15 protein-coding genes are annotated in these 19781 nt (G+C 70.4%); 5 read left to right on the forward strand and 10 right to left on the reverse strand.

From position 1 onward, the window contains the following. Positions 1-1185, reverse strand: a complete 1185-nt coding sequence (locus ACIA6A_RS03135; RefSeq protein WP_396095727.1) for an acetoin utilization protein AcuC — start codon at positions 1183-1185, stop codon at positions 1-3. A 209-nt stretch (positions 1186-1394) separates the two neighbouring features. Here ACIA6A_RS03135 and ACIA6A_RS03140 point away from each other — a divergent pair, with 209 nt between their 5' ends. After that, entirely contained in the window at positions 1395-2084 is a 690-nt protein-coding gene (locus tag ACIA6A_RS03140; protein ID WP_396095728.1) for a metal-dependent transcriptional regulator, read from the forward strand. Between the two features lie 39 nt (positions 2085-2123). On the opposite strand, the gene ACIA6A_RS03145 is transcribed toward ACIA6A_RS03140, so the two are convergent. Further along, entirely contained in the window at positions 2124-2681 is a 558-nt protein-coding gene (locus ACIA6A_RS03145) for a hypothetical protein (protein WP_396095729.1), read from the reverse strand. A gap of 65 nt (positions 2682-2746) precedes the next feature. Beyond that, positions 2747-2980, reverse strand: a complete 234-nt coding sequence (locus tag ACIA6A_RS03150; RefSeq protein WP_396095730.1) for a DUF5522 domain-containing protein — start codon at positions 2978-2980, stop codon at positions 2747-2749. A 50-nt stretch (positions 2981-3030) separates the two neighbouring features. Here ACIA6A_RS03150 and ACIA6A_RS03155 point away from each other — a divergent pair, with 50 nt between their 5' ends. Continuing rightward, the gene (locus ACIA6A_RS03155) at positions 3031-3495 is read left to right on the forward strand and encodes a hypothetical protein (protein WP_396095731.1); all 465 of its coding nucleotides are present in this window, start codon (positions 3031-3033) and stop codon (positions 3493-3495) included. After that, the gene (locus ACIA6A_RS03160) at positions 3492-4418 is read left to right on the forward strand and encodes an alpha/beta fold hydrolase (RefSeq protein ID WP_396095732.1); all 927 of its coding nucleotides are present in this window, start codon (positions 3492-3494) and stop codon (positions 4416-4418) included. The genes ACIA6A_RS03155 and ACIA6A_RS03160 overlap by 4 nt, the downstream gene beginning before the upstream one ends. 837 nt (positions 4419-5255) lie before the next feature. Here the strand turns inward: ACIA6A_RS03160 and ACIA6A_RS03165 are convergent. Both ACIA6A_RS03165 and ACIA6A_RS03170 read right to left on the reverse strand, forming a co-directional pair. Then, complete coding sequence (locus ACIA6A_RS03165; protein ID WP_396095733.1) at positions 5256-6440, reverse strand: MFS transporter; 1185 nt, start codon at positions 6438-6440, stop codon at positions 5256-5258. 9 nt (positions 6441-6449) lie between these two features. Then, positions 6450-8015: a peptide-N4-asparagine amidase gene (locus ACIA6A_RS03170; protein WP_396095734.1), complete on the reverse strand. Its 1566-nt coding sequence runs from the start codon at positions 8013-8015 to the stop codon at positions 6450-6452. 30 nt (positions 8016-8045) lie between these two features. On the opposite strand from ACIA6A_RS03170, the gene ACIA6A_RS03175 reads away from it, so the two are divergent. Then, positions 8046-8576 (forward strand): TIGR03086 family metal-binding protein, encoded by a 531-nt coding sequence (locus ACIA6A_RS03175; protein ID WP_396095735.1) that lies wholly within the window; start codon positions 8046-8048, stop codon positions 8574-8576. Between the two features lie 129 nt (positions 8577-8705). Here the strand turns inward: ACIA6A_RS03175 and ACIA6A_RS03180 are convergent, their stop codons facing one another. From ACIA6A_RS03180 to ACIA6A_RS03190, 3 genes are all read right to left on the reverse strand, one after another. Continuing rightward, positions 8706-11588, reverse strand: coding sequence for a vitamin B12-dependent ribonucleotide reductase (locus ACIA6A_RS03180; RefSeq protein ID WP_396095736.1), 2883 nt, complete (start codon positions 11586-11588; stop codon positions 8706-8708). A 615-nt stretch (positions 11589-12203) separates the two neighbouring features. Then, on the reverse strand, positions 12204-12731 hold the full coding sequence (gene nrdR, locus ACIA6A_RS03185; protein ID WP_396095737.1) for a transcriptional regulator NrdR: 528 nt from the start codon (positions 12729-12731) through the stop codon (positions 12204-12206). Between the two features lie 994 nt (positions 12732-13725). After that, positions 13726-14073, reverse strand: coding sequence for a LysM peptidoglycan-binding domain-containing protein (locus ACIA6A_RS03190; protein WP_396095738.1), 348 nt, complete (start codon positions 14071-14073; stop codon positions 13726-13728). Positions 14074-14320: 247 nt separating this feature from the next. On the opposite strand from ACIA6A_RS03190, the gene lexA reads away from it, so the two are divergent. Continuing rightward, entirely contained in the window at positions 14321-15118 is a 798-nt protein-coding gene (gene lexA / locus ACIA6A_RS03195) for a transcriptional repressor LexA (RefSeq protein WP_396095739.1), read from the forward strand. A gap of 573 nt (positions 15119-15691) precedes the next feature. Here lexA and ACIA6A_RS03200 read toward each other — a convergent pair. Beyond that, positions 15692-18076: a hypothetical protein gene (locus ACIA6A_RS03200; protein WP_396095740.1), complete on the reverse strand. Its 2385-nt coding sequence runs from the start codon at positions 18074-18076 to the stop codon at positions 15692-15694. 150 nt (positions 18077-18226) lie between these two features. Further along, positions 18227-19621, reverse strand: coding sequence for a GTPase HflX (hflX, locus tag ACIA6A_RS03205; protein ID WP_396095741.1), 1395 nt, complete (start codon positions 19619-19621; stop codon positions 18227-18229). Positions 19622-19781 lie beyond the last annotated feature (160 nt).

Here is a 19781-nt window from a genome sequence, read left to right on the forward strand (position 1 = left end):
TCAGTCCCGGCCGTCGTGCGGGTCGAGCCCGTGCAGCGGGAGGACCGCCAGCCGGGTCGCCATGATCGCCTTGTCCACCGGGTCCGGCGTGGTGCCCGGCGCCCAGCGCTCGACCGGCGGCGGCGTGCCGTCGGTCAGCGAGACCGGGACCTCCGCGTCCGGCCGGCGGTCGGCGGCCAGCTTGCGCCAGGTGGGCGGCGTCGGGGTGGCCGGGTCGAGGGGGTCGCCGGTCGCCACCGCCAGCAGGTGCGTCCAGGCCCGGGGCACGACCTCGACCAGCGCGTACCCCCCGCCGCCGGTGGCGACCCAGCGGCCGCCGCACACCTCGTCGGCCAGCGCGCGCAACGCGATGTAGGCGGCCCGCTGACCGTCGACGGACAGTCTCAGGTCGGCGAGCGGGTCGAGCCGGTGCGAGTCGGCGCCGCACTGGGTGAACAGGACCTGCGGCCGGAACGCGCGTACCACCGAGGGGACGACCGCGTGGAACGCCCGCAGCCAGCCGGCGTCACCGGTGGTCGGCGGCAGGGCGAGGTTGACCGCGGTGCCCTCCGCCCCCGGGCCGCCGGTCTCGTCGGGGTAACCGGTGCCGGGGAAGAGCGCCAGGGGCGTCTCGTGCAGGCTGACGGTCAGGACCCGCGGATCGTCGTAGAACGCCGTCTGCACCCCGTCGCCGTGGTGCACGTCGATGTCGACGTACGCGATGCGCTCGGCACCCTGGTCGAGCAGGCGGGCGATGGCCACGGCCGGATCGTTGTAGACGCAGAAGCCGGACGCGCGGGCGGGCATCGCGTGATGCAGCCCACCGGCCACGTTGACCGCGCGCGTCGCCGCGCCCGACCAGACCGCCTCGGCGGCCGCGATGGAAGCGCCGCAGATCCACGCCGAGGCCTCGTGCATGTTGTCGAAGACCGGGTTGTCGACGGTGTTGAGCCCCCAGCCCCGGAAGAACGGGTCACCGGGGGCCTGCCGGACCGCGTCGAGATAGTCGGGCCGGTGGATCCGGGTGAGCGCGGCGTCGTCGGCCGGCGTGGGCGTCACCATGCGCACCCCGGGCCGGTCGAGCACGCCGAGCTCACGGGCCAGGGCGATGGTCAGCTCGACCCGCACCGGGTTGAGCGGATGATCACCCATGTCGTACTCGAGGAGCGCCTCGTCCCACACGATTGCCGTCGTCCCGTCCGCCATGGCAGCCACTCTGCCACGGGGGTCCGACACGATCCCACGATCGATGCCCGCGCCTGGGACAACTCGCAGATGCCGCCATTGTCCGGGTCCACCCGTACCGTCCGAGCCCGTGGATGTCCCCCCGTTCCGGTAAGGTCTGGTGACCCACCTCGTCGGCGCGATGTCAACCCCCGGCTGCGAGGTAATATCGCTGCTGGGAGGGCCACACCGTGAATGATCTCGTCGATACCACCGAGATGTACCTGCGCACGATCCTCGAGCTCGAAGAAGAAGGCGTGCCGCCGCTGCGGGCCCGGATCGCCGAGCGCCTGCACCAGAGCGGTCCGACGGTCAGCCAGACGGTCGCCCGGATGGAGCGCGACGGGCTGCTCACCGTGGAGAACGACCGGCACCTGGTGCTGACCGAGGAGGGGCGCGTCGCCGCGGTCGCGGTCATGCGCAAGCACCGCCTCGCCGAGCTGCTGCTGGTCAACGTCATCGGCATGCCCTACGAGGAGGCCCACGAGGAGGCCTGCCGCTGGGAGCACGTCATGAGCGACGCCGTGGAGCGCAAGGTCTACGAGCTGCTCAACCGGCCGACCCGCTCGCCGTACGGGAATCCGATCCCCGGTCTCGAGGTCCTCGGCCCGCCGTCGCAGGAGAGCGTCGTCACGCCGGTCGGTCTCGGTGAGCGCAACCTCGCGTTCCCCGGGCTGAGCGGCAGCGTCGTGGTGAGCCGCATCTGCGAGAGCGTCCAGACCAACGCCGGCGTGCTCCGTCAGCTGCACGCCGCCGGCATCGACCCGGGTGCGACCGTGACCGTCGCCCAGGAGCGGGACGGCGTCACCATCGACCGGTCCGGCGACAAGATCAGGTTGCCGCGCGAGGTCGCTTCGCGCGTGTTCGTCGACGCGCACTGAGCGTCCGGTCCCCCGCCGCGGGCTTTCGGCTCGCGGCGGTCAGCCGTTCGTGGTGTCCATGCCCTTGGCGAGGTCGAGCAGCTTCGACTCCATCTTCTTGACGTCCGCGCTCTTCGCCGACTTCTCGAACGTGTACCGCAGGGTCTGCAGCTGCGCCGCCTCGCTCAGCCAGGCGATCTCGACGATCGGGCCACGATCGCCCTTGGCCTTGCTGACCTGGCGGTAACCCGCCTCGCCCAGGCCCTTGAGCTTGGTCGCCTTGGCGGGCATCCGCTCGTCGACGAACAGGTCGGCGTCGGCCTTGGTGCTCTCCACCACGGAGAACGACAGATACGGCCAGTCACCCTTGGTGGTCTGCACCACGCAGGTCGAGGTGTCGTCCACCTGACCGGCGGCGGCGACCTCGAACGTGACGCCGATCATCTCTTCGATGAACTCGTAGTCCCAGAGGATGCAGGCACCGCCCGCGGAGGCCGCCGGCAGCTGGACGACCTGCACCGGGGGAAGAACCGGCCCGGTGTCGGCCTGCTCGTCCGAGCAGCCCGCGAGAGAGAGCAGCGCCACTGTGGCGCCGAGGGCGAAGAGACGCGTGCGCACCGGTTGTCCTCCCGAATATTTCGGGAGCAACTTACTGGGGATCGGGCCGCTGACGAAAGTCCGGCTCAGACATTATTGATGTACGGACAGTGACGGCAGCCCCGTCCGCAACAGGTGCCGCGGCGAGCGAGGAAGCCTGCGGTCAGCACGAACAGCCCCGACACCGGATCGGGATAGCCCGCCTGACCGGCGTCGAGTGCGGCGGCATGCGCGGCCAGGATCTCGGCGCGGCGCGGATGATCGGGCGCGAGCCGGCTGGGATGCGGCTCCGTGAGGGGGCGCGGGGCCAATTCGTCCACGACACCACCTTACCTCGCGACTACTTGACGAAGTGTGTCAAGATGGGTCGGTGACCGCGCCCGATCCGCTTGTCGAGCAGATCGTCAGACTGCTCGACATCCGGCTGCTCGACCCCCTGGAAATCCTCCTCGAGGGTGACGACGCCGTCGACGCGCTGCGGAGCCTGGTGCGCCACCGCGCCGACCGCTGGGCCACCACCCTGCGCGACGGCGACGACCGGTCAGCGGCGACCGCGGCGATGCGGCTGGTCATGACGCTCTACCCGGGCGACCGGGCGTTCGACCCCCCGGTCGACTGGTGGTGGACACCGCTGGGCCGCACCGTCGCGACCCGCGTCGGGCACCCCAGCGCCGAGACCGTCTCCTACGCCACCGCGGGAGCGATGCTCGGCATCACCCGCCAGGGCGTGCACGACCTTGTCCGCCGGGGAAAACTCCCCCGGCACCCCGACGGCGGCGTGCCGTCGGAAGCCGTCCGCCGCCGCTTACGGCAGGCACAGGGAGACCCATCATGATCAACGACCGCCTCATCGACGCGGGCGAGCTGCCCATCGCCATCCGCGACTTCGGCGGCGACCACCCGCCCCTGCTCCTGCTGCACGGCGCCGGCGCCAACCTCGCCCACCTCACCGGCCTCGCCCGCGCCCTGCGCCCCCACCACCGGGTGATCACCCTCGACCTCCGGGGCCACGGCCGCTCCGGCGACGGCGCCTGGACCTGGGACGCCGGCCTCGGCGACCTCGCGGCGGTGACCGTGCAGATGGAACTCGACCGCCCACCCGCGGTCGTCGGCCACTCCTTCGGCGGCATGCTCGCCACCCTCTGGGGCCAGCGCCACCCCGAGTCACCCGGCGTGGTCAACCTCGACGGCAACCCCCCGCCCACCCGGCCCGGCCAGCTGCCCGGCCTCGACCCGGAGAAGGCAACCGCCGAACTCGCCCGCCTGACCGCGACCTTCGACGCGATGCAGGCCGCCATCGGCCACACCTTCCCGACGGCTGACCTCCCGGACCTCGTGGAACGCCAGCGAGCGGCCGCCCGGGACGCGGGAGCCAACGAAAAGATCTGGATCGAGGGCTTCCGCCGCAACGTGGTCAGCAAGGACGGCAAGACCACGGTCCGCCCGGACCCGGCCACCACCGCCACCATGCGAACCCTGATGAACGACATCGACCTCGGCCCGGTCTACACCACGACCCCGACCCCCACGCTGACGGTGCTGGCCACCCGGAACATGCCGGCCCAGGAACCGTTCGCCGACCTCTACGCCGCCCACCGCCGCCACCTGCTCGACGAGGCCGAGGCGGCGGCCAAGGCCAACCCCCGGCTGCACTACTTCTCGCTCGAGAACGCCACCCACGCCATGCCCCTCGAGCAGCCCGACTTCCTGGCGTCCCTGATCAGCGACTTCCTGCGCGGGGCCACCCGCGGAGCTTGACCTGTACCCCGCGGCCACAGCGAAACGCAGGCTTTTCCGCAGCCGGACGAGGGTGGGCGAGACGTAGATGATGCGGCATGACCGACGCTAGCCCGAAGTGACGTTTCGGCCGATTTGCGCCATCGCACGACCCCTCCGATGGCAATAAAGTGGCGCTAATCGGTTAAACCGATCTGGATACGCCGACTGGGCCGGGCGCGCCGACCGAGTTGCGGCCGACTGAGCGAGCGAGCCGACTGGGCCGAGCCAAGCCGACCGGGCCAGGCCGAACCGGGCCAGGCCGAACCGGGCCAGGCCGGGCCGAACCGGGCCGAACCGGGCCGAGCCGAACCGAACCGAACCGGGCCGGGCCGGGCCGGGCCGGGCGAGCTGACCGGGCCGGGCTGGCCCAGCCGACCGAGCTGGCCCCGCTTTGGTGGCTCGATCTTGCGGGCTTAGTTAGGCGGCCGATGGACCGGAGCAGCGTCTGGCGAACGGCGATTCACGCCGGGCTACGGCTGGCGCTGTCGGGCCGCCGGCCGGCAGTGCACGCAGGGGCTGGAGCTTGCGGACCGCGGCTGGCGCTGCCGGCTGGAGTTGGCAGGCCGCGAGATGGCTCCGCAAGCTGGAGCTGCAGGGTTGGAGCTGCAGGGCTGGAGCTGACGGACCGCAAGCTGGTACCCCAGGCACGGCTGGAGGTGGCGGGCTACGGGCCGAGAGCTGCGGGCTGCGGGCCGAGGGCTGCGGGCCGAGGGCTGCGGGCTGCGGGCCGAGGGCTGCGGGCTGCGGGCCGAGGGCTGCGGGCTGCGGGCTGCGGGCCGAGGGCTGCGGGCTGCGGGCTGCGGGCTTACGCCTCGGCTAGTCGGCGGTGGGGACCGGGGTGGTGGATGGCAGGGGGCGGGTTGCGCCGGCTCCGATCAGGCCCAGGGCGATGGCGATGAGGACCACCAGCAGGGCCCGGAGCGGGCCGAAGTGTTCGGCGAGCAGGCCGATCAGGGGTGGGCCGGCCAGGAACGCACCGTAGCCGATCGAGCCGGCCACCGAGACCCGGATGGCCGCTCGCAGCGGGTCGTCGGCGGCCGCGCTCATGCCGATGGGGAAGCCCAGGGATGCGCCGGCTCCCCAGAGGAGGGCTCCGGCCAGGACCGCCGGGGTGCCGATGCCGGACACGACCAGCAGGAGACCCGCCAGGGCCACCAGGGCGGTTGCCCGCAGGCCCGCTACCCGGCCCCAGCGTTCGATGATGACGCCGCCGAAGAGGCGTCCGAGGGTCATGGCTGTCACGAAGAAGCCGAAGCCGATCGCTCCCACCGTCTCCGAGGCGTGGTAGCCGTCGACCAGGGTGATCGCCAGCCAGTCGTTGGCCGCGCCCTCGGTGAAGCCGAAGCCCAGGAGGGTGACGCCGATGAGGATGGTGCGGGGTTCCCGCCAGGCGTCGCGGACGCGGCCGCCGGGGTGGTCGCCCTCGGGGACGGGGTGTACGGGCAGGAAGTAGCGGATCGTCAGCAGCGACGCCACCGCGGCGAGGACCGCCGTCACCGACACCTGGGCGGTCACCGAGATGCCGAGGTGGGCTGCGAGGGCACTGAGGCCCGCGCCGGCGACCGTGCCCAGGCTGAAGGCGGCGTGGAAGCGGGGCATGATGGTGCGGCCGAGGTGGCGTTCGACGGCGGCGCCCTCGACGTTCATCGCGACGTCCCACATGCTGTTGCCGAGGCCGATCAGGAGCAGGCCGAGGCCCGCCACCGGCACCGAGCCCAGAGCCGCCCCGGCGCCGAGCCCGAGCAGTCCGGCCACCACTGACATGCTGCCGATGAGGACCGTGCGGGCGGCGCCGAGGCGTTGCACGATCGGGCCGGACAGCGGGATCGCCGCCACGGCCGCCCCGGAGAGGCAGAGCAGGAGCAGGCCGAGGCCGGCGGACGACAGGCCGAGGTCGTCGCGGACGGCGGGGGCCCGGGCGAGCCAGCCGGCGAAGGCGACGCCGTTGGTGGCGAAGGTGACCGCCACGGCGATCTTCGCGGCACGCACTCCCGGGCTCATCGCCTCAACTTAACCGTTAAAGCGATCGATCACCACCGTGCCGTTCACGACCCGGATCGTGTGGTCGTAGTCCGGGCCGGGCTGCCACACGCGGTAGCGCTCGGTGGAGACGCCGGTTGCGTGCCGCTGATCCCGGGGCACGCCGAGCAGCCAGGACGCCTCTCCCTCGTACGTGTCGAGGATCTTCCTGCCTGGTTTGGTGACCGCGTCGGTGAGCGAGATCGTGGTGGTCAGGCGGTTGTCGCTGTCGATGGTGACGGCGCCGTCCAGGGCGTACCGGCGGCTGATGGTCGTGGTGGACGGCCGGGACCGGCCCGCGGTGACCGTGGTCCGCGAGGTGTCGGTCCAGACCGCGTCGAGGGCGTCCTGGGTCTCGTCGGCGTTCCAGGTGTGCGTGCTGGTGTTGGCGACGGTGCGGCCGACGGTCGTGGTGACCCGCCCATGCGACGTGTCGACGTAACCGGTGACCGCAAGCGAGTGACCGCCCGTGGTCGTCAGGGTCGGCGCCGCATACGTGGAGTTGTTGCGCAGCGGGGTCGCGGTGGTGCCGAGCAGTTTGCCGGTGACCTGCTTGGACCCGGCGTCCCGCCAGGCCAGCAGCGCTGTCGGCACGTCCCAGCCGGACTGCCCCTCGGGCACGCCGACCACATCCACCGTGATGTCGTGCACCTTGCCGTCGGTGAGCAGACCCGCGAACGGCGTGAGGTCGTAACGGATCGGCTGGATGTCGAACGCGCGCGGCGCCGGGAGGACGTACCACATGAACGGGTTCGACCATCCGCCGGTGTAAATGTGCGGATAGGGTGCGGCGATGCCGGCGACGCGGCCGTCGATCGTGATCTGGACCTCGCGGTAGGGCCCGTCGTCGGCCAGGCAGGAATACGCGACATCGTCCGGCACGGTCAGATACCAGAACTCTTCACAGCCACCGCCGGAACCCGTCGCGTACACATCGGCGAAGAGCTTTTCGGTGTTGCGGGGAATGGCCTGACCCAACGGCAGAACATCCGGCGCGACAGGCGCTTTCCCGCGATAAAAAGTGAGCTTCACCGTGACGTCGAGAATGCCGGTGTAGGTGTCGTCTACGACGTTGCCGATCAGCATCTCGATCGGCTGCGGCTTCGCCAGCAGCGCCGAATACTCGGTGAGATCCTTCTCGACCGACCAGGTGATGCCGTCGACGGACGGTTCCGGGGTCGAGGTCTTGAACACGGTCACGCCGCCGACGGTCAGATAGCCGAGCCGGTCGTATTGCCGCCCGGCGACCGACCCCTCCAGCCGAAGAACGACCTTCTGCCAAGGACCTTTGCAAACCGGTTCATAATTCGATCGGTACGGCGTGAAGTCCCGGAATTCGGTGTCCACAATCGTCGTGGAGCAGCTCGGGGCGTGCGGGGCGGTGACGGGCGGGGCCGCGGTCCGGGGATCGTCCCAGTCGCTGCCGAACTCGGCGGGCGGGGTGGGACCGCTGATCAGGGTGAGCACCGCGGCTGCGGCTGCGAGGATCTGCACGCAGTCATCATGGCAAATATCGACGATCTTGGTGGTTTCCGGCAGGTTACCGGCCGCCCACAATTGATCACGCTCCGCGTATTCTCGGTCTTCATGCGGGACTACGACCTCATGACCACGGCCGTCGAGCCGCCGATCGCGGTGGTCCGGGCAGTGACCCCGGACCAGCTCGACCTGCCCACACCGTGCGGCGACTTCACCGTACGTACGTTGCTCGAGCACATGCTCGGGACAGCGGCCTACCTCGCGTCGGCTGTCGGTGCCGAAGCCGATTCCGGAAGTCTCGAGGAGCGCTACGCGGCGCTGACCGAGGCGTATTCCGAGCCGTCCGCGTGGGAGGGAGAGATCACCATGGGCGAGGCGCCACCGATGCCCGCCCCGATGATCGGCGCCATGGCCCTCGCCGAGGTGCTGCTGCACGGCTGGGATCTCGCGCAGGCGACCGGCCGGTCCGTTCGGTGGGACCCGGCGCTGATCTCGTACCTGGACGAGGAGCTGACCAAGACCGCGGAGCTGGGCCGGAAGATGGGCGCGTACGGCCCGAGGATCGCTGTAGCCGCGGACGCGCCGCCGCTGGACCGGGTCCTGGGCCTCACCGGCCGCGATCCGCGGTGGACCGCCTGACCACAGCAATGAGGGGCCCGACGGTGGCCGGACCCCTCATCTACTCATTTCCCCTCGCCGGCGGTGAGCATCCCTCCGGCAATCAACCGCACCCGCCGCCGATCAGCGACGGGTGCGATCGACGATCGATCAGCTGCAGCCCGAGGTCGAGCCGCAGCCCTCGCAGACGTAGCAGCTGCCGGCCGGGCGCATCTTGGTGCCACAGGTGAAGCACAGCGGTGCGTCCGCCGACGTGCCGAGGACGATCTCCAGCAGCTCCGTGGACGAGTGCGCCTTGGCCTTGTCGGTCTCGGTCACGGCCGGGACCTCCGCGGTCGGGGCGGTGGTGCTGACGACCGGCGCCGACACGGCCATGGAGGCCAGGTCCTCGGACACGTTCGCCGCTTCCGCGGCCGCCTCGGCCTGCACCTGGGCGGCGCGCTCCTTGGCGGTGAAGATGCCGAGCTCGGCGCGGGTGTCGTACGGCAGGAAGTCCAGGGCGAGGCGACGGAAGATGTAGTCCATCACCGACGCCGCCATGCGGACGTCCGAGTCGTCGGTCATGCCGGCCGGCTCGAAGCGCATGTTGGTGAACTTGCTGACGAACGTCTCCAGCGGGACGCCGTACTGCAGCCCTATCGAGATCGCCACCGAGAAGGCGTCCATGACACCGGCCAGGGTCGAGCCCTGCTTCGACATCTTCAGGAAGACCTCGCCAAGGCCGCCGTCCGGGTAGGACGACGCGGTGAGGTAGCCCTCGGCACCGGCGACCGAGAACGACACCGTCTCCGACGTGCGCTTCTTGGGGAGGCGCTTGCGGACCGGGCGGTACTCGATGATCTTTTCGACGATCTTCTCGGCCTCGGCGACCACATCGACCGGCGCTTCCGCCTTGGCCTTGTTGCCCTTCGACGCCGACAGCGGCTGGCCGACCTTGCAGTTGTCGCGGTAGATCGCGAGCGCCTTCAGGCCCAGCTTCCAGCCCTGGAAGTGCACGTTCTCGATGTCCTCGACGGTCGCCGACTCCGGCATGTTGATCGTCTTGGAGATCGCACCCGAGATGAACGGCTGGACGGCCGCCATCATCCGGACGTGACCCATCGGGGCGATCGAACGCTCGCCCATCGCGCAGTCGAACACCGCGTAGTGCTCCGGCTTGAGGCCGGGCGCGTCGACCACGATGCCGTGGTCGGCGATGTGCTCGACGATCGCCTCGACCTGCTCCTCGGGGTAACCGAGGCTGCGCAGCGCGCGCGGGACCGTCTGGTTGACGATCTGCATCGAGCCGCCGCCGACGAGCTTCTTGAACTTGACCAGCGCCAGGTCGGGCTCGACGCCGGTGGTGTCGCAGTCCATCATCAGGCCGATGGTGCCGGTCGGTGCGAGCACGGACGCCTGCGCGTTGCGCCAGCCGTTCTTGTCACCGATCTTGTTGTTGTTCTGCCACTGCTTCGTGGCTTCCTTCACCAGCGCGGTCGCGACGTCACCCTGCGGGCGGATCGCGTCGTTGGCGGCGGCGTGCTTGCGCATGACCCGCTTGTGGGCGTCGGCGTTACGGGCGTAACCCTCGTACGGGCCGACCACACCGGCGATCTCGGCCGAGCGGCGGTAGGCGACACCGGTCATCAGCGAGGTGATGGCGGCGGCGACCCCGCGACCCGACTCCGAGTCGTACGGGTGGCCGGTCGCCATGAGCAGGGCGCCCAGGTTCGCGTACCCGATGCCGAGCTGGCGGTAGGCCCGCGTGGTCTCACCGATCTTCGGGGTCGGGAAGTCCGCGAAGGAGATCGAGATCTCCATGGCGGTGATCACGAACTCGACGCTCCGGACGAACTTCTCGACCTCGAAGCCACCGTCGGCCTTGAGGAACTTCATCAGGTTCAGCGAGGCCAGATTGCAGGACGAGTCGTCCAGCGACATGTACTCCGAGCACGGGTTCGACCCGGTGATGCGGCCGGTCTCCGGGTTGGTGTGCCAGTCGTTGATCGTGTCGTCGTACTGCAGGCCCGGGTCGGCGCACTCCCACGCCGCCTTGGCGATCTCGGTGAACAGCTTGCGCGCGTCGATGCTCTCGATCGTCTCGCCGTGCAGCCGGCCACGGAGGTCGAACGTGGTGCCCTCGTCGACCGCCCGCATGAACTCGTCGCTGACGCGGACCGAGTTGTTGGCGTTCTGGTACTGCACGGAGACGATGTCGCTGCCGCCGAGGTCCATGTCGAACCCGGCGTCACGCAGCGCCCGGATCTTGTCCTCTTCGCGGGCCTTCGTGGTGACGAACTCCTCGATGTCGGGGTGATCGACGTCGAGGATGACCATCTTGGCCGCGCGGCGGGTCGCCCCGCCGGACTTGATCGTCCCGGCGCTGGCGTCGGCGCCGCGCATGAAGCTGACCGGGCCGCTGGCGGTGCCACCGGAGGAGAGCAGCTCACGGGAAGAGCGGATCCGGGACAGGTTGACGCCGGAACCGGAGCCACCCTTGAAGATCAGGCCCTCTTCCTTGTACCAGTCCAGGATCGAGTCCATCGAGTCGTCGACCGACAGGATGAAGCACGCGCTGACCTGCTGCGGGCTCGTGGTGCCCACGTTGAACCACACCGGCGAGTTGAAGCTGAACACCTGGTGCAGCAGCATCCAGGTCAGCTCGTGCTCGAACACCTCGGCGTCGGCCGGGTTCGCGAAGTAGTTGTGCTCGTCGCCGGCCTTGCGGTAGGTCTTCACGACCCGGTCGATGAGCTGCTTCAGCGACCACTCACGCCCCGGCGTGCCGACCGCACCCCGGAAGTACTTGGTGGTGACGATGTTGGCGGCGTTGACGCTCCACGTGCTCGGGTACTCGACCCCACGCTGCTCGAAGTTGATCGAGCCGTCCCGCCAGTTCGTCATGACGACGTCGCGGCGCTCCCACTCGACCTCGTCGTACGGGTGGACCCCCTCGGTCGTCCAGACCCGCTCGACGCGCAGCCCCCCGACCGTGGCGCCCCCGTTACCAGCGCGACTGCGCTGCCGACCTGCTGTGATGCCGTCACCGGCCATGTGCGTGCTCCCCCTCGAACGATCGCGGCTTCCCCACCGCAACCCCACCAATTCCGACGGCGCGACCTTCCGGCCGCGCTAACATTCCCAGCCTTTCGGGGCAAAACCCCTCTTCCGGTACGCCGTGAGCGAACCGGACCGCGCGGCGCCCCGTGGCGGCGGTGCAGTACTCGCGCCGGTGTTGCAGCTTCCGTGTTGCAAGCCCTGTTGCCCCTCGCGCCCTCGCCCGGCACCGGTCTTTCCTCGTGCCGAACTCCTGCGAAACTCCTGCGAACCGAACTGTCCGCGCGCCGAACTTCCGCGTGCTGACCTTCGCTTGCCGACGGCCCGCGTGCTGACCTTCGCTTGCCAACGGCCCGCGTGCTGACTTTCGCTTGCCGACTGCCCGCGTGCTGACCTTCGCTTGCCGACTGCCCGCGTCAGCGCGTCGGCCTTCCGCGTTCGGCCCCGGTTGTCGCCGGGTCCCGTGCTTTCGCCGACCCCGGCACTCGCTGCCGGGTCATGCCTGCCTCTCACCCGGCCGCGATTCCCTGCCGCTGGCCCCCGCCCGCTCCAGCGAACAGAGTCCACTCCCGCATTTGCTATCCGTGGCCCGGCCGTGCCGCCCTTGACCGCCTAGGGCGACCGGTCGTTGATCTTGGGTGCGCGACTCGTGGATCTGGTGCTGACCACGTGCCGCAAGCCCGCCTCCGGGCTCGTGGCGGCGTCGCGCAGCTCCGAGATCTCGCGCTCGAACTCGTCGAGCGAGTCGAACGACTTGTACACACTCGCGAAGCGCAGATAAGCCACTTGATCCAGCTCCCGGAGCGGAACGAGGATAGCCAGCCCCACATCGTGGCTGGGCACCTCGGCCGCACCCTTGGCCCGAACGGTCTCCTCGACCTTCTGCGCGAGCAGCGCGATCGAGTCCTCGTCCACGGGCCGGCCCTGGCAGGCCTTCCGCACCCCACTCATGATCTTCGTCCGGCTGAAGGGCTCGGTGACACCGCTCCGCTTCACCACCGCGAGAACGGCCTCCTCAACGGTCGTGAACCGCTTGCCACACTCGGTGCACGACCGACGACGACGGATCAACTGCCCGTCATCGGCCTCACGCGAGTCGACGACACGCGAATCCGCGTGCCGGCAATACGGACACCGCACCGTGATCCTCCTGTCGCCGAGCCTTCAGGCCGCATGGCCGTCAGTGTCTGGTCGTCACCGGGGTCGCTGATCACCTCAGGCAGCGGACCGCGGAAACCAGAACACCCGGACACGCCGAACGACAGCCCCGAGGTGATCATTTTCCGCCTCGAACCTGTGGACGAACCTGTGGATGACCCGGGGCCCCGACCCCAACCTGTGGATGACTTACACCCTTGTAACTACTAGATGTTGGGGTTGACGTTATGCCGCGACAGACGCCGACGCAAGTTCACCGGCGCGTCGGCGCGCCGTATTTTCTACCTCAACACGACGGGTGCCGCACCGGTCACGGCCAGCACCGAAACCAGTTGATCAAGGTCACTCCCGAACCTCTTGGCGTTATCAACGGACCCCGACGGTCATGGATGAACGACGACATCGCCGACCTGCCGTTCACCGCCTGCCAGCAGCCCTCGGACGATCCCCGGCGAGCCCGGCCCGCCGCACCCGACGCCACCCCACCCGGCAAACCCTTGGTGATCCTGGCTACTGACGCCCCAGCCGCTGCTGCTTACTCAGCCCTCAAACCGCAGCTACTCCCCCGCGCCGGCCACACAGGCGAACCCACCCACGTCACCGGCGAGCAAAGCCCACTGACCAGCCGACAGCAGCCGGCACACCGCCAGCCAACAGACAGCGGACGACGGCGACGGGCAGGCGGACGACGACGGCGGACGACGACGGAAGCGGCGACGGCGACGGGCAGGCGAGGGTGGTCAGCAGCGCGACACCTCCGGACGGCCGCCGCGCTTGGCGAGTGCGCACGATGTCCGAATGAAGTACGAATGACCCGCGAAACGCGAGCACGCATGCCATCACTACCCGGGAGATCATTCACGGCAACCGGGAAGCGGCGGGCAAGCCGCGATCCGGGGATCGTCTCCGTCGCGGCCGAACCCAGCGGGCGGGGTGAGGCCATTGATCAGGGTTCGCACCGCGAGGGCTACGGCCGTCATCCTCGCGGCGGGACGACGAGCGTTTCGCCGGCGTAGATGTCGGAGCCGGGGATGCCGTTGAGGTGGCGAATCTCGCGGACGACCCGCTCGCGGGAGCGGTCGGGGGCAACCCTCGCCGCTATCGACCACAAGCTGTCGTCCGGCTGCACGACGACCGTCGAGGTGGGTCCAGTGGGGGTTTCGTCCGCCCGGGAAGCAGTGGTCCACAACACTGCGCTGGCCAGCGTAGCCAGCAGGAAAAGGACGGCGAGGACGACGATCCTGCCGCGTCGTGTCAGCCGCAACGGGACGGGCCGGGCCGGACGCACACCGGTGGCTACCACGGCATATTCCTTTCCTCGCATACGTTCTTCGTACGGGCGTTCGATCGAACGCCCGTACGACGGTCTATCAGAACAGGCGTACGGAAGTCGAGTCCTTCGGAGCGACACGCCGCGAGAAAGTCGTACAGATGTTTGAATTTGTCGTACCCCGCGATTACGGTTCTCCATCAAGAGGGGTCAGCCGGGCAGACGTCATCCCCACGGCGGGTGTCCGGCTCCGCGAGCGCACCACGTGCCCGAGTGGCACTGGCCGACAGGGAGGACCGACATGTCGACCGACGACCGGACGAGCCGGCAACAGCAGAACGACCCGAAGCCCGAGGCGGGGAGCGCGAAAGCCGCGATGCGCCGCCGTACTCCGGCCCGGGCCCACAGCGCCGACGCGCCGAAACTGCGCTCGGTCACGCCGGTGGTCAGCCAGTTCCCGGACGTGGTCACCGCGGACCTGACGGCGCGGCAACGCCGCATCCTCGACTTCATCAAGGACTGGGTCGAGCGTTACGGCTATCCGCCGAGCGTCCGCGAGATCGGCGAGGCGGTCGGCCTGGTCTCCCCGTCGAGCGTGGCCTACCAGCTGAAGGAACTCGAGAAGAAGGGCTTCCTGCGACGCGACCCCAACCGCCCCCGCGCGGTGGACGTCCGCTCCCCCAGCGAGATGGTCGACGACGAGACGTTGCGCTCGGCGCGGCCCGCCCCCGCGTACGTTCCGCTGCTGGGCCGGATCGCCGCCGGCGGGCCGATCCTCGCGGAGCAGGCCGTGGAGGATTTCTTCCCGTTGCCGCGCGAGCTGGTCGGCGAGGGCGAAGTCTTCATGCTCGAGGTCAAGGGCGACTCGATGATCGACGCGGCCATCTGCAACGGCGACTGGGTCGTGGTCCGTCAGCAGCCCTCGGCCAACGTGGGCGACATCGTGGCCGCGATGATCGATGGTGAGGCGACGGTGAAGAGCTACCGCCAGCGTGACGGGCATGTCTGGCTCATGCCTGCCAACCCGGCTTTCGACCCCATCCCGGGCGACGACGCTGTGGTGATGGGCCGCGTGGTGGCGGTCCTCCGCCGGGTCTGAACGGCGCCAGCCGTGCCCGCCCTACCGGAGCCGCCCACCGAGGCGTCCACCGCGCCGCTGGGCCGGTCCGTGTGCTGCTGCGGTTGAGCTTTGCGGCCCAAGGACCACCGCCGCGCAGGACACCGGCCAGCCAGACGCACACACCAGCTAGGACAACGGCCTGGCCAGCACGGCGGCCGAGCCAGGACGACGGGCAGGCCAACACGGCGGCCGAGCCAGCACCGCGGCCAGCACGGCGGCCGAGCCAGCACCGCGGCCAGCCCAGGCCGAGCCAGCACGGCGGCCAGGCCAGGCCGAGCCAGCACCGCGGCCAAGCCAGGCCGAGCCAGCACGGCGGCCAGGCCAGGCCGAACCAGCACGGCGGGCAGGCGCCGGCACAGCAGGCAGACCGGCACCGCGGCCGAGCCAGGACGACGGGCAGGCCAGGACGACGGGCAGGCCAGGACGACGGGCAGGCCAAGACCGTGGCCCAGCCAGCACGGCGAGGTGGGCGTCGGTGACCGTGGCGCTGGGCCGGGAATGACGAAGAGGCTGGATACCTTGCGGGCATCCAGCCTCTTCACCGTTCCTGGGTCAGTGGTCCTCGGGGCCGCGGCCGGGGTTGTCCGGACGGCCCTGGGGGGCTCGGGGCTGGCCGCCGTAGACGCCTCCGCTGGGGCGGGCGGATCCCTGCGGGTTGCCGCCTCGCTGGGGCTGGCCGCCCCGAGGAGGCTGGGCCGCTCCGCGTGGGGGCTGACCGCCCTGTGCGGGACGTGCCGGCTGGGCTCCGCGGGCTGGCTGGGCGCCCTGCGGCGGTCGGGGAGCGTGGCCGGGACCGGTGGGGCGACCCTGCTGGGCTCCGCCGGCAGGGCGACCGGTGGGGGCTGCCCCACCCGGACGTGCGGGCTGCGCGGCACCAGCGGGGCGACCCGGCTGGGCAGGACCACCGGAACGCGGCGGCTGAGCGGAACCAGCTGGGCGACCGGGCTGCGCGGAACCGGCCGGACGGCCTGGCTGAGCAGTACCAGCGGGACGGCCCGGCTGAGCAGTACCAGCGGGACGGCCCGGCTGAGCAGTACCAGCGGGACGGCCCGGCTGAGCGGAACCGGCGGGACGGCCCGGCTGCGCGGTACCAGCGGGACGACCAGGCTGCGCGGTACCAGCGGGACGGCCCGGCTGAGCGGCACCACCAGCACGACCCGGCTGTGCGGTACCAGCGGGACGACCAGGCTGCGCGGTACCAGCGGGACGGCCCGGCTGTACGGCACCGTCCGGACGGCCCGGCTGCGCAGAACCGGCGGGACGGCCCGGCTGAGCGGCACCACCAGCACGACCCGGCTGAGCGGAACCGGCCGGACGACCGGGCGGCGCGGGGCGAGCGGGCTGGGCGGTGCCGTTCGGGCGGCCCGGCTGGGCTCCACCGGCGCGGGCGGCGCCCGGGCGGCCGGGGACGACACCGGGGCCGGCAGCGGCACCAGGACCCGCGGATCCAGCACCACCAGCACCAGGACCACCAACACCAGGACCACCAGGTCCACCGGATCGTGCGCCGGGGCGGCCTCCGGGGGCTGCGGGACGGCCTGCGGCGGGACCGGCGGAACCGGTGGGGCCCGCGGGACCGGCGGCGGCTGTGGCGGGGGTGCGGCCCGCTCCGCCGTAGACGCCGGCTTTCTGGGCTGCTGCCTGCTTGCCACCGTAGACCGGGCCGGCTCCGGCTCCGGCCGCCGCGGCTGCGTAGGCCGCTGAGCCGGGGCGGGTGGGGCCTCCGACGGTCAGGAGTTCGGTTGCGGCGTCGCTGGGCTTGGGGGCCGGGAGGAGGTCGTCGTCATCGTCGTCGTCGGCCGGGTCCGGTTCGAGGGCTCGCTTCTTGCGGGCCTTGACGATGCCGAGGACACCCGCTCCGACGAGGAGGAGGCCGATCACGCCGACCGCGCCCACCAGGTAGGTGATGTCGGTGAGGCTGAGTTCGGAGAACCAGCTGGGGCCGGCGGCCTTGGTGGCGTCCTTGGCCGAGTCTGCCTTGGGCTCGACGACCGTGGTGGCCGGGGTGTAGCTGCGGAGGTAGTTTGCCGTGTCGTCGCTGACGGTGCCGAAGTCGGACACCGTGACGAAGGTCTTGCCGTCCGCGCTGTAGGCGATGGCCTCACCGAACGGCTCGTTGGGCAGGCCGGTGATGCGGGGTTTGGCTTTGAGGGCCGCGACCACGTCGCCGTTGGGGACGTCCCATTCGAAGGCGTCGAGGTACGTGCGGAGGACGACCTTCTTGCCGTCCTCAGCGACCGCGCCGCCGGTGACGATGCCCTGGGCGAGGCGGGCGAACGAGGTGCCGGCGGTGTCGGTGCGCGGGAGGGTGATCTCGCCCACCTTCTTCAGCTCGACGCCCTTGTCGTTGTCCTTCTTGAGCTTGGCGGTCGGCTTGTAGATCTGGGCCGGGCCGGTGATCTCCTTGGTGACGATCAGCGGGAGGCCGTCGCCGTCGATGAGCAGCGCCTCGGCGTCGTGGTCGTCGCCGTCGGGGTACGCCAGGCGGTGCAGCTCGGCCTTCTCGGAGCCGTCGACGGGCATGGACCAGACGACGATGCCGCGCTCGCGGGGGCTCGGCGGGTTCGCGCGGACGCCGTTGTCGCCGATGTCGGCGATCCAGAGCGTCTTGCCGTTCGGCGAGAGGATCATGTCCTCGGGGTCGAGGGGGCCGTTGCCACCGTAGGACTGCCGGTCGACGATCTTGCAGTCGTCGTCGAGGAAGAACACTTTCTTCTTCGCCGGGTCGGTGGTGCCGTCGTTGATGACGGCGTAGCCCTTGTCCGTCGCCACGAGGCCCGAAAGCTCGTTGAGGAGCGGATCGGTGACCTTGCACACCTTCTTGCCGGCCGCAGCCTTCGCCGTGGTGGCCGCGGGGACCGGTTCGGCGGAGGCGGGAACGGCACCCGCCATCACCAGCCCGGAGGCCATGATGATCGGGAACACGAGACGCCGCATCCGATCAGTGTCGCATGCGGCGTCCCGTACCGGTGTTACGCGTGGATCAAGGATGGCCCGAGACCGCCACGCCTGACAACAGAACGGGCGGATGCGACACCCGGCGCACCGGTGTCGCATACCGCCCGTCACGGTTTATTCCATAAGGGACTACACGCGGAACTCGGCCAGGTCGGCGGCGAGGTGCTCGTCCACCCGTACGCGAAGCTCGGATCCTTCGTCGGTGTGCCGGGTCTCCAGGACCTGGCCGCGGCGGTGGATCCGGGCCACGAGGTCGCCGCGGTCGTAGGGCAGCAGGACCCGGATGTCGAGCGCCGGGCGCGGGAGCCGCTGGGCGATCGCCGCGTGCAGCTCGTCGATGCCGAGGCCGGAGTGGGCCGAGACGAAGACCGCGTCGGGCCAGGCCCGCTTGAGCCGCAGCAGCGTCTCCTCGTCGGCCGCGTCGACCTTGTTGACCACCAGCAGCTCGGGGATCTGGTCGGCGGAGACCTCCATGAGGACCTCGCGGACCGCGGACACCTGGCCCTCGGGGTCGGCGTGCGAGCCGTCGACCACGTGCACGACGAGGTCGGCGAACGCCACCTCCTCGAGCGTCGAGCGGAACGCCTCGACGATCTGGTGCGGCAGGTGCCGGACGAAGCCGACCGTGTCGGAGAGCGTGAAGACCCGCCCGTCCTCCGCGGCGGTGCGCCGGGTGGTCGGGTCGAGCGTGGCGAACAGCGCGTCCTCGACCAGCACACCGGCCGACGTCAGCCGGTTGAGCACGCTGGACTTGCCCGCGTTGGTGTAGCCCGCGATCGCCACGGCCGGCACGCCGCTGTTGGCGCGGCGGGACCGCTTCGTCTGGCGTACGGTCCGCATGGCCTTGATCTCGCGCCGGAGCTTGGCGATGCGGATGTTGATCCGCCGCCGGTCGGTCTCGATCTTGGTCTCACCGGGACCACGCGTGCCCACGCCGCCGCCGGATCCACCGCCGGCGCCACCGCCCTGACGCGACAGCGAGTCACCCCAGCCGCGCAGTCGCGGGAGGAGGTACTGCAGCTGGGCCAGCTCGACCTGCGCCTTGCCTTCCTTGCTCTTCGCGTGCTGGGCGAAGATGTCGAGGATCAGTGCCGTCCGGTCGACGACCTTGACCTTGACCTCCTTCTCCAGGTTGCGCAGCTGGGAGGGCGACAGCTCGCCGTCGCAGATCACGGTGTCGGCGCCGGTGGCGATGACCACGTCACGCACCTCGTCCACCTTGCCGCGGCCGATGAAGGTGGCCGTGTCGGGCTTGCTCCGGCGCTGGATGAGACCCTCGAGCACCTCGGACCCGGCGGTCTCGGCCAGCGCGGCGAGCTCGGTGAGCGAGTTCTCCGCGTCGGCGACGGTGCCGTCGGTCCAGACGCCGACCAGGACCACCCGCTCGAGCCGCAGCTGCCTGTACTCGACCTCGGTGACGTCTGTGAGCTCGGTGGACAGCCCGGCCACGCGCCGCAGCGAGTGCCGTTCCTCGAGTTCCAGTTCACCGGTCGTTACGTCGGGTTCGAAAAGCTCAGTTCGCAAAAGGTGACCTCCTCAGCCCGATCGTGGCACGTCCAGGTGTCCGGCGCATCCACATAACGGAGCCGAGCGTTGTCGCAGAGTGTCTGACTCACGAGTAACCACCGCGCTGGATGCCGGTATTCCCCAAGGACGAGAATGCGGGTACACACCCGCCAACGAC

Source organism: Actinoplanes sp. NPDC051494, assembly GCF_044454705.1.
GTDB lineage: Bacteria > Actinomycetota > Actinomycetes > Mycobacteriales > Micromonosporaceae > Actinoplanes.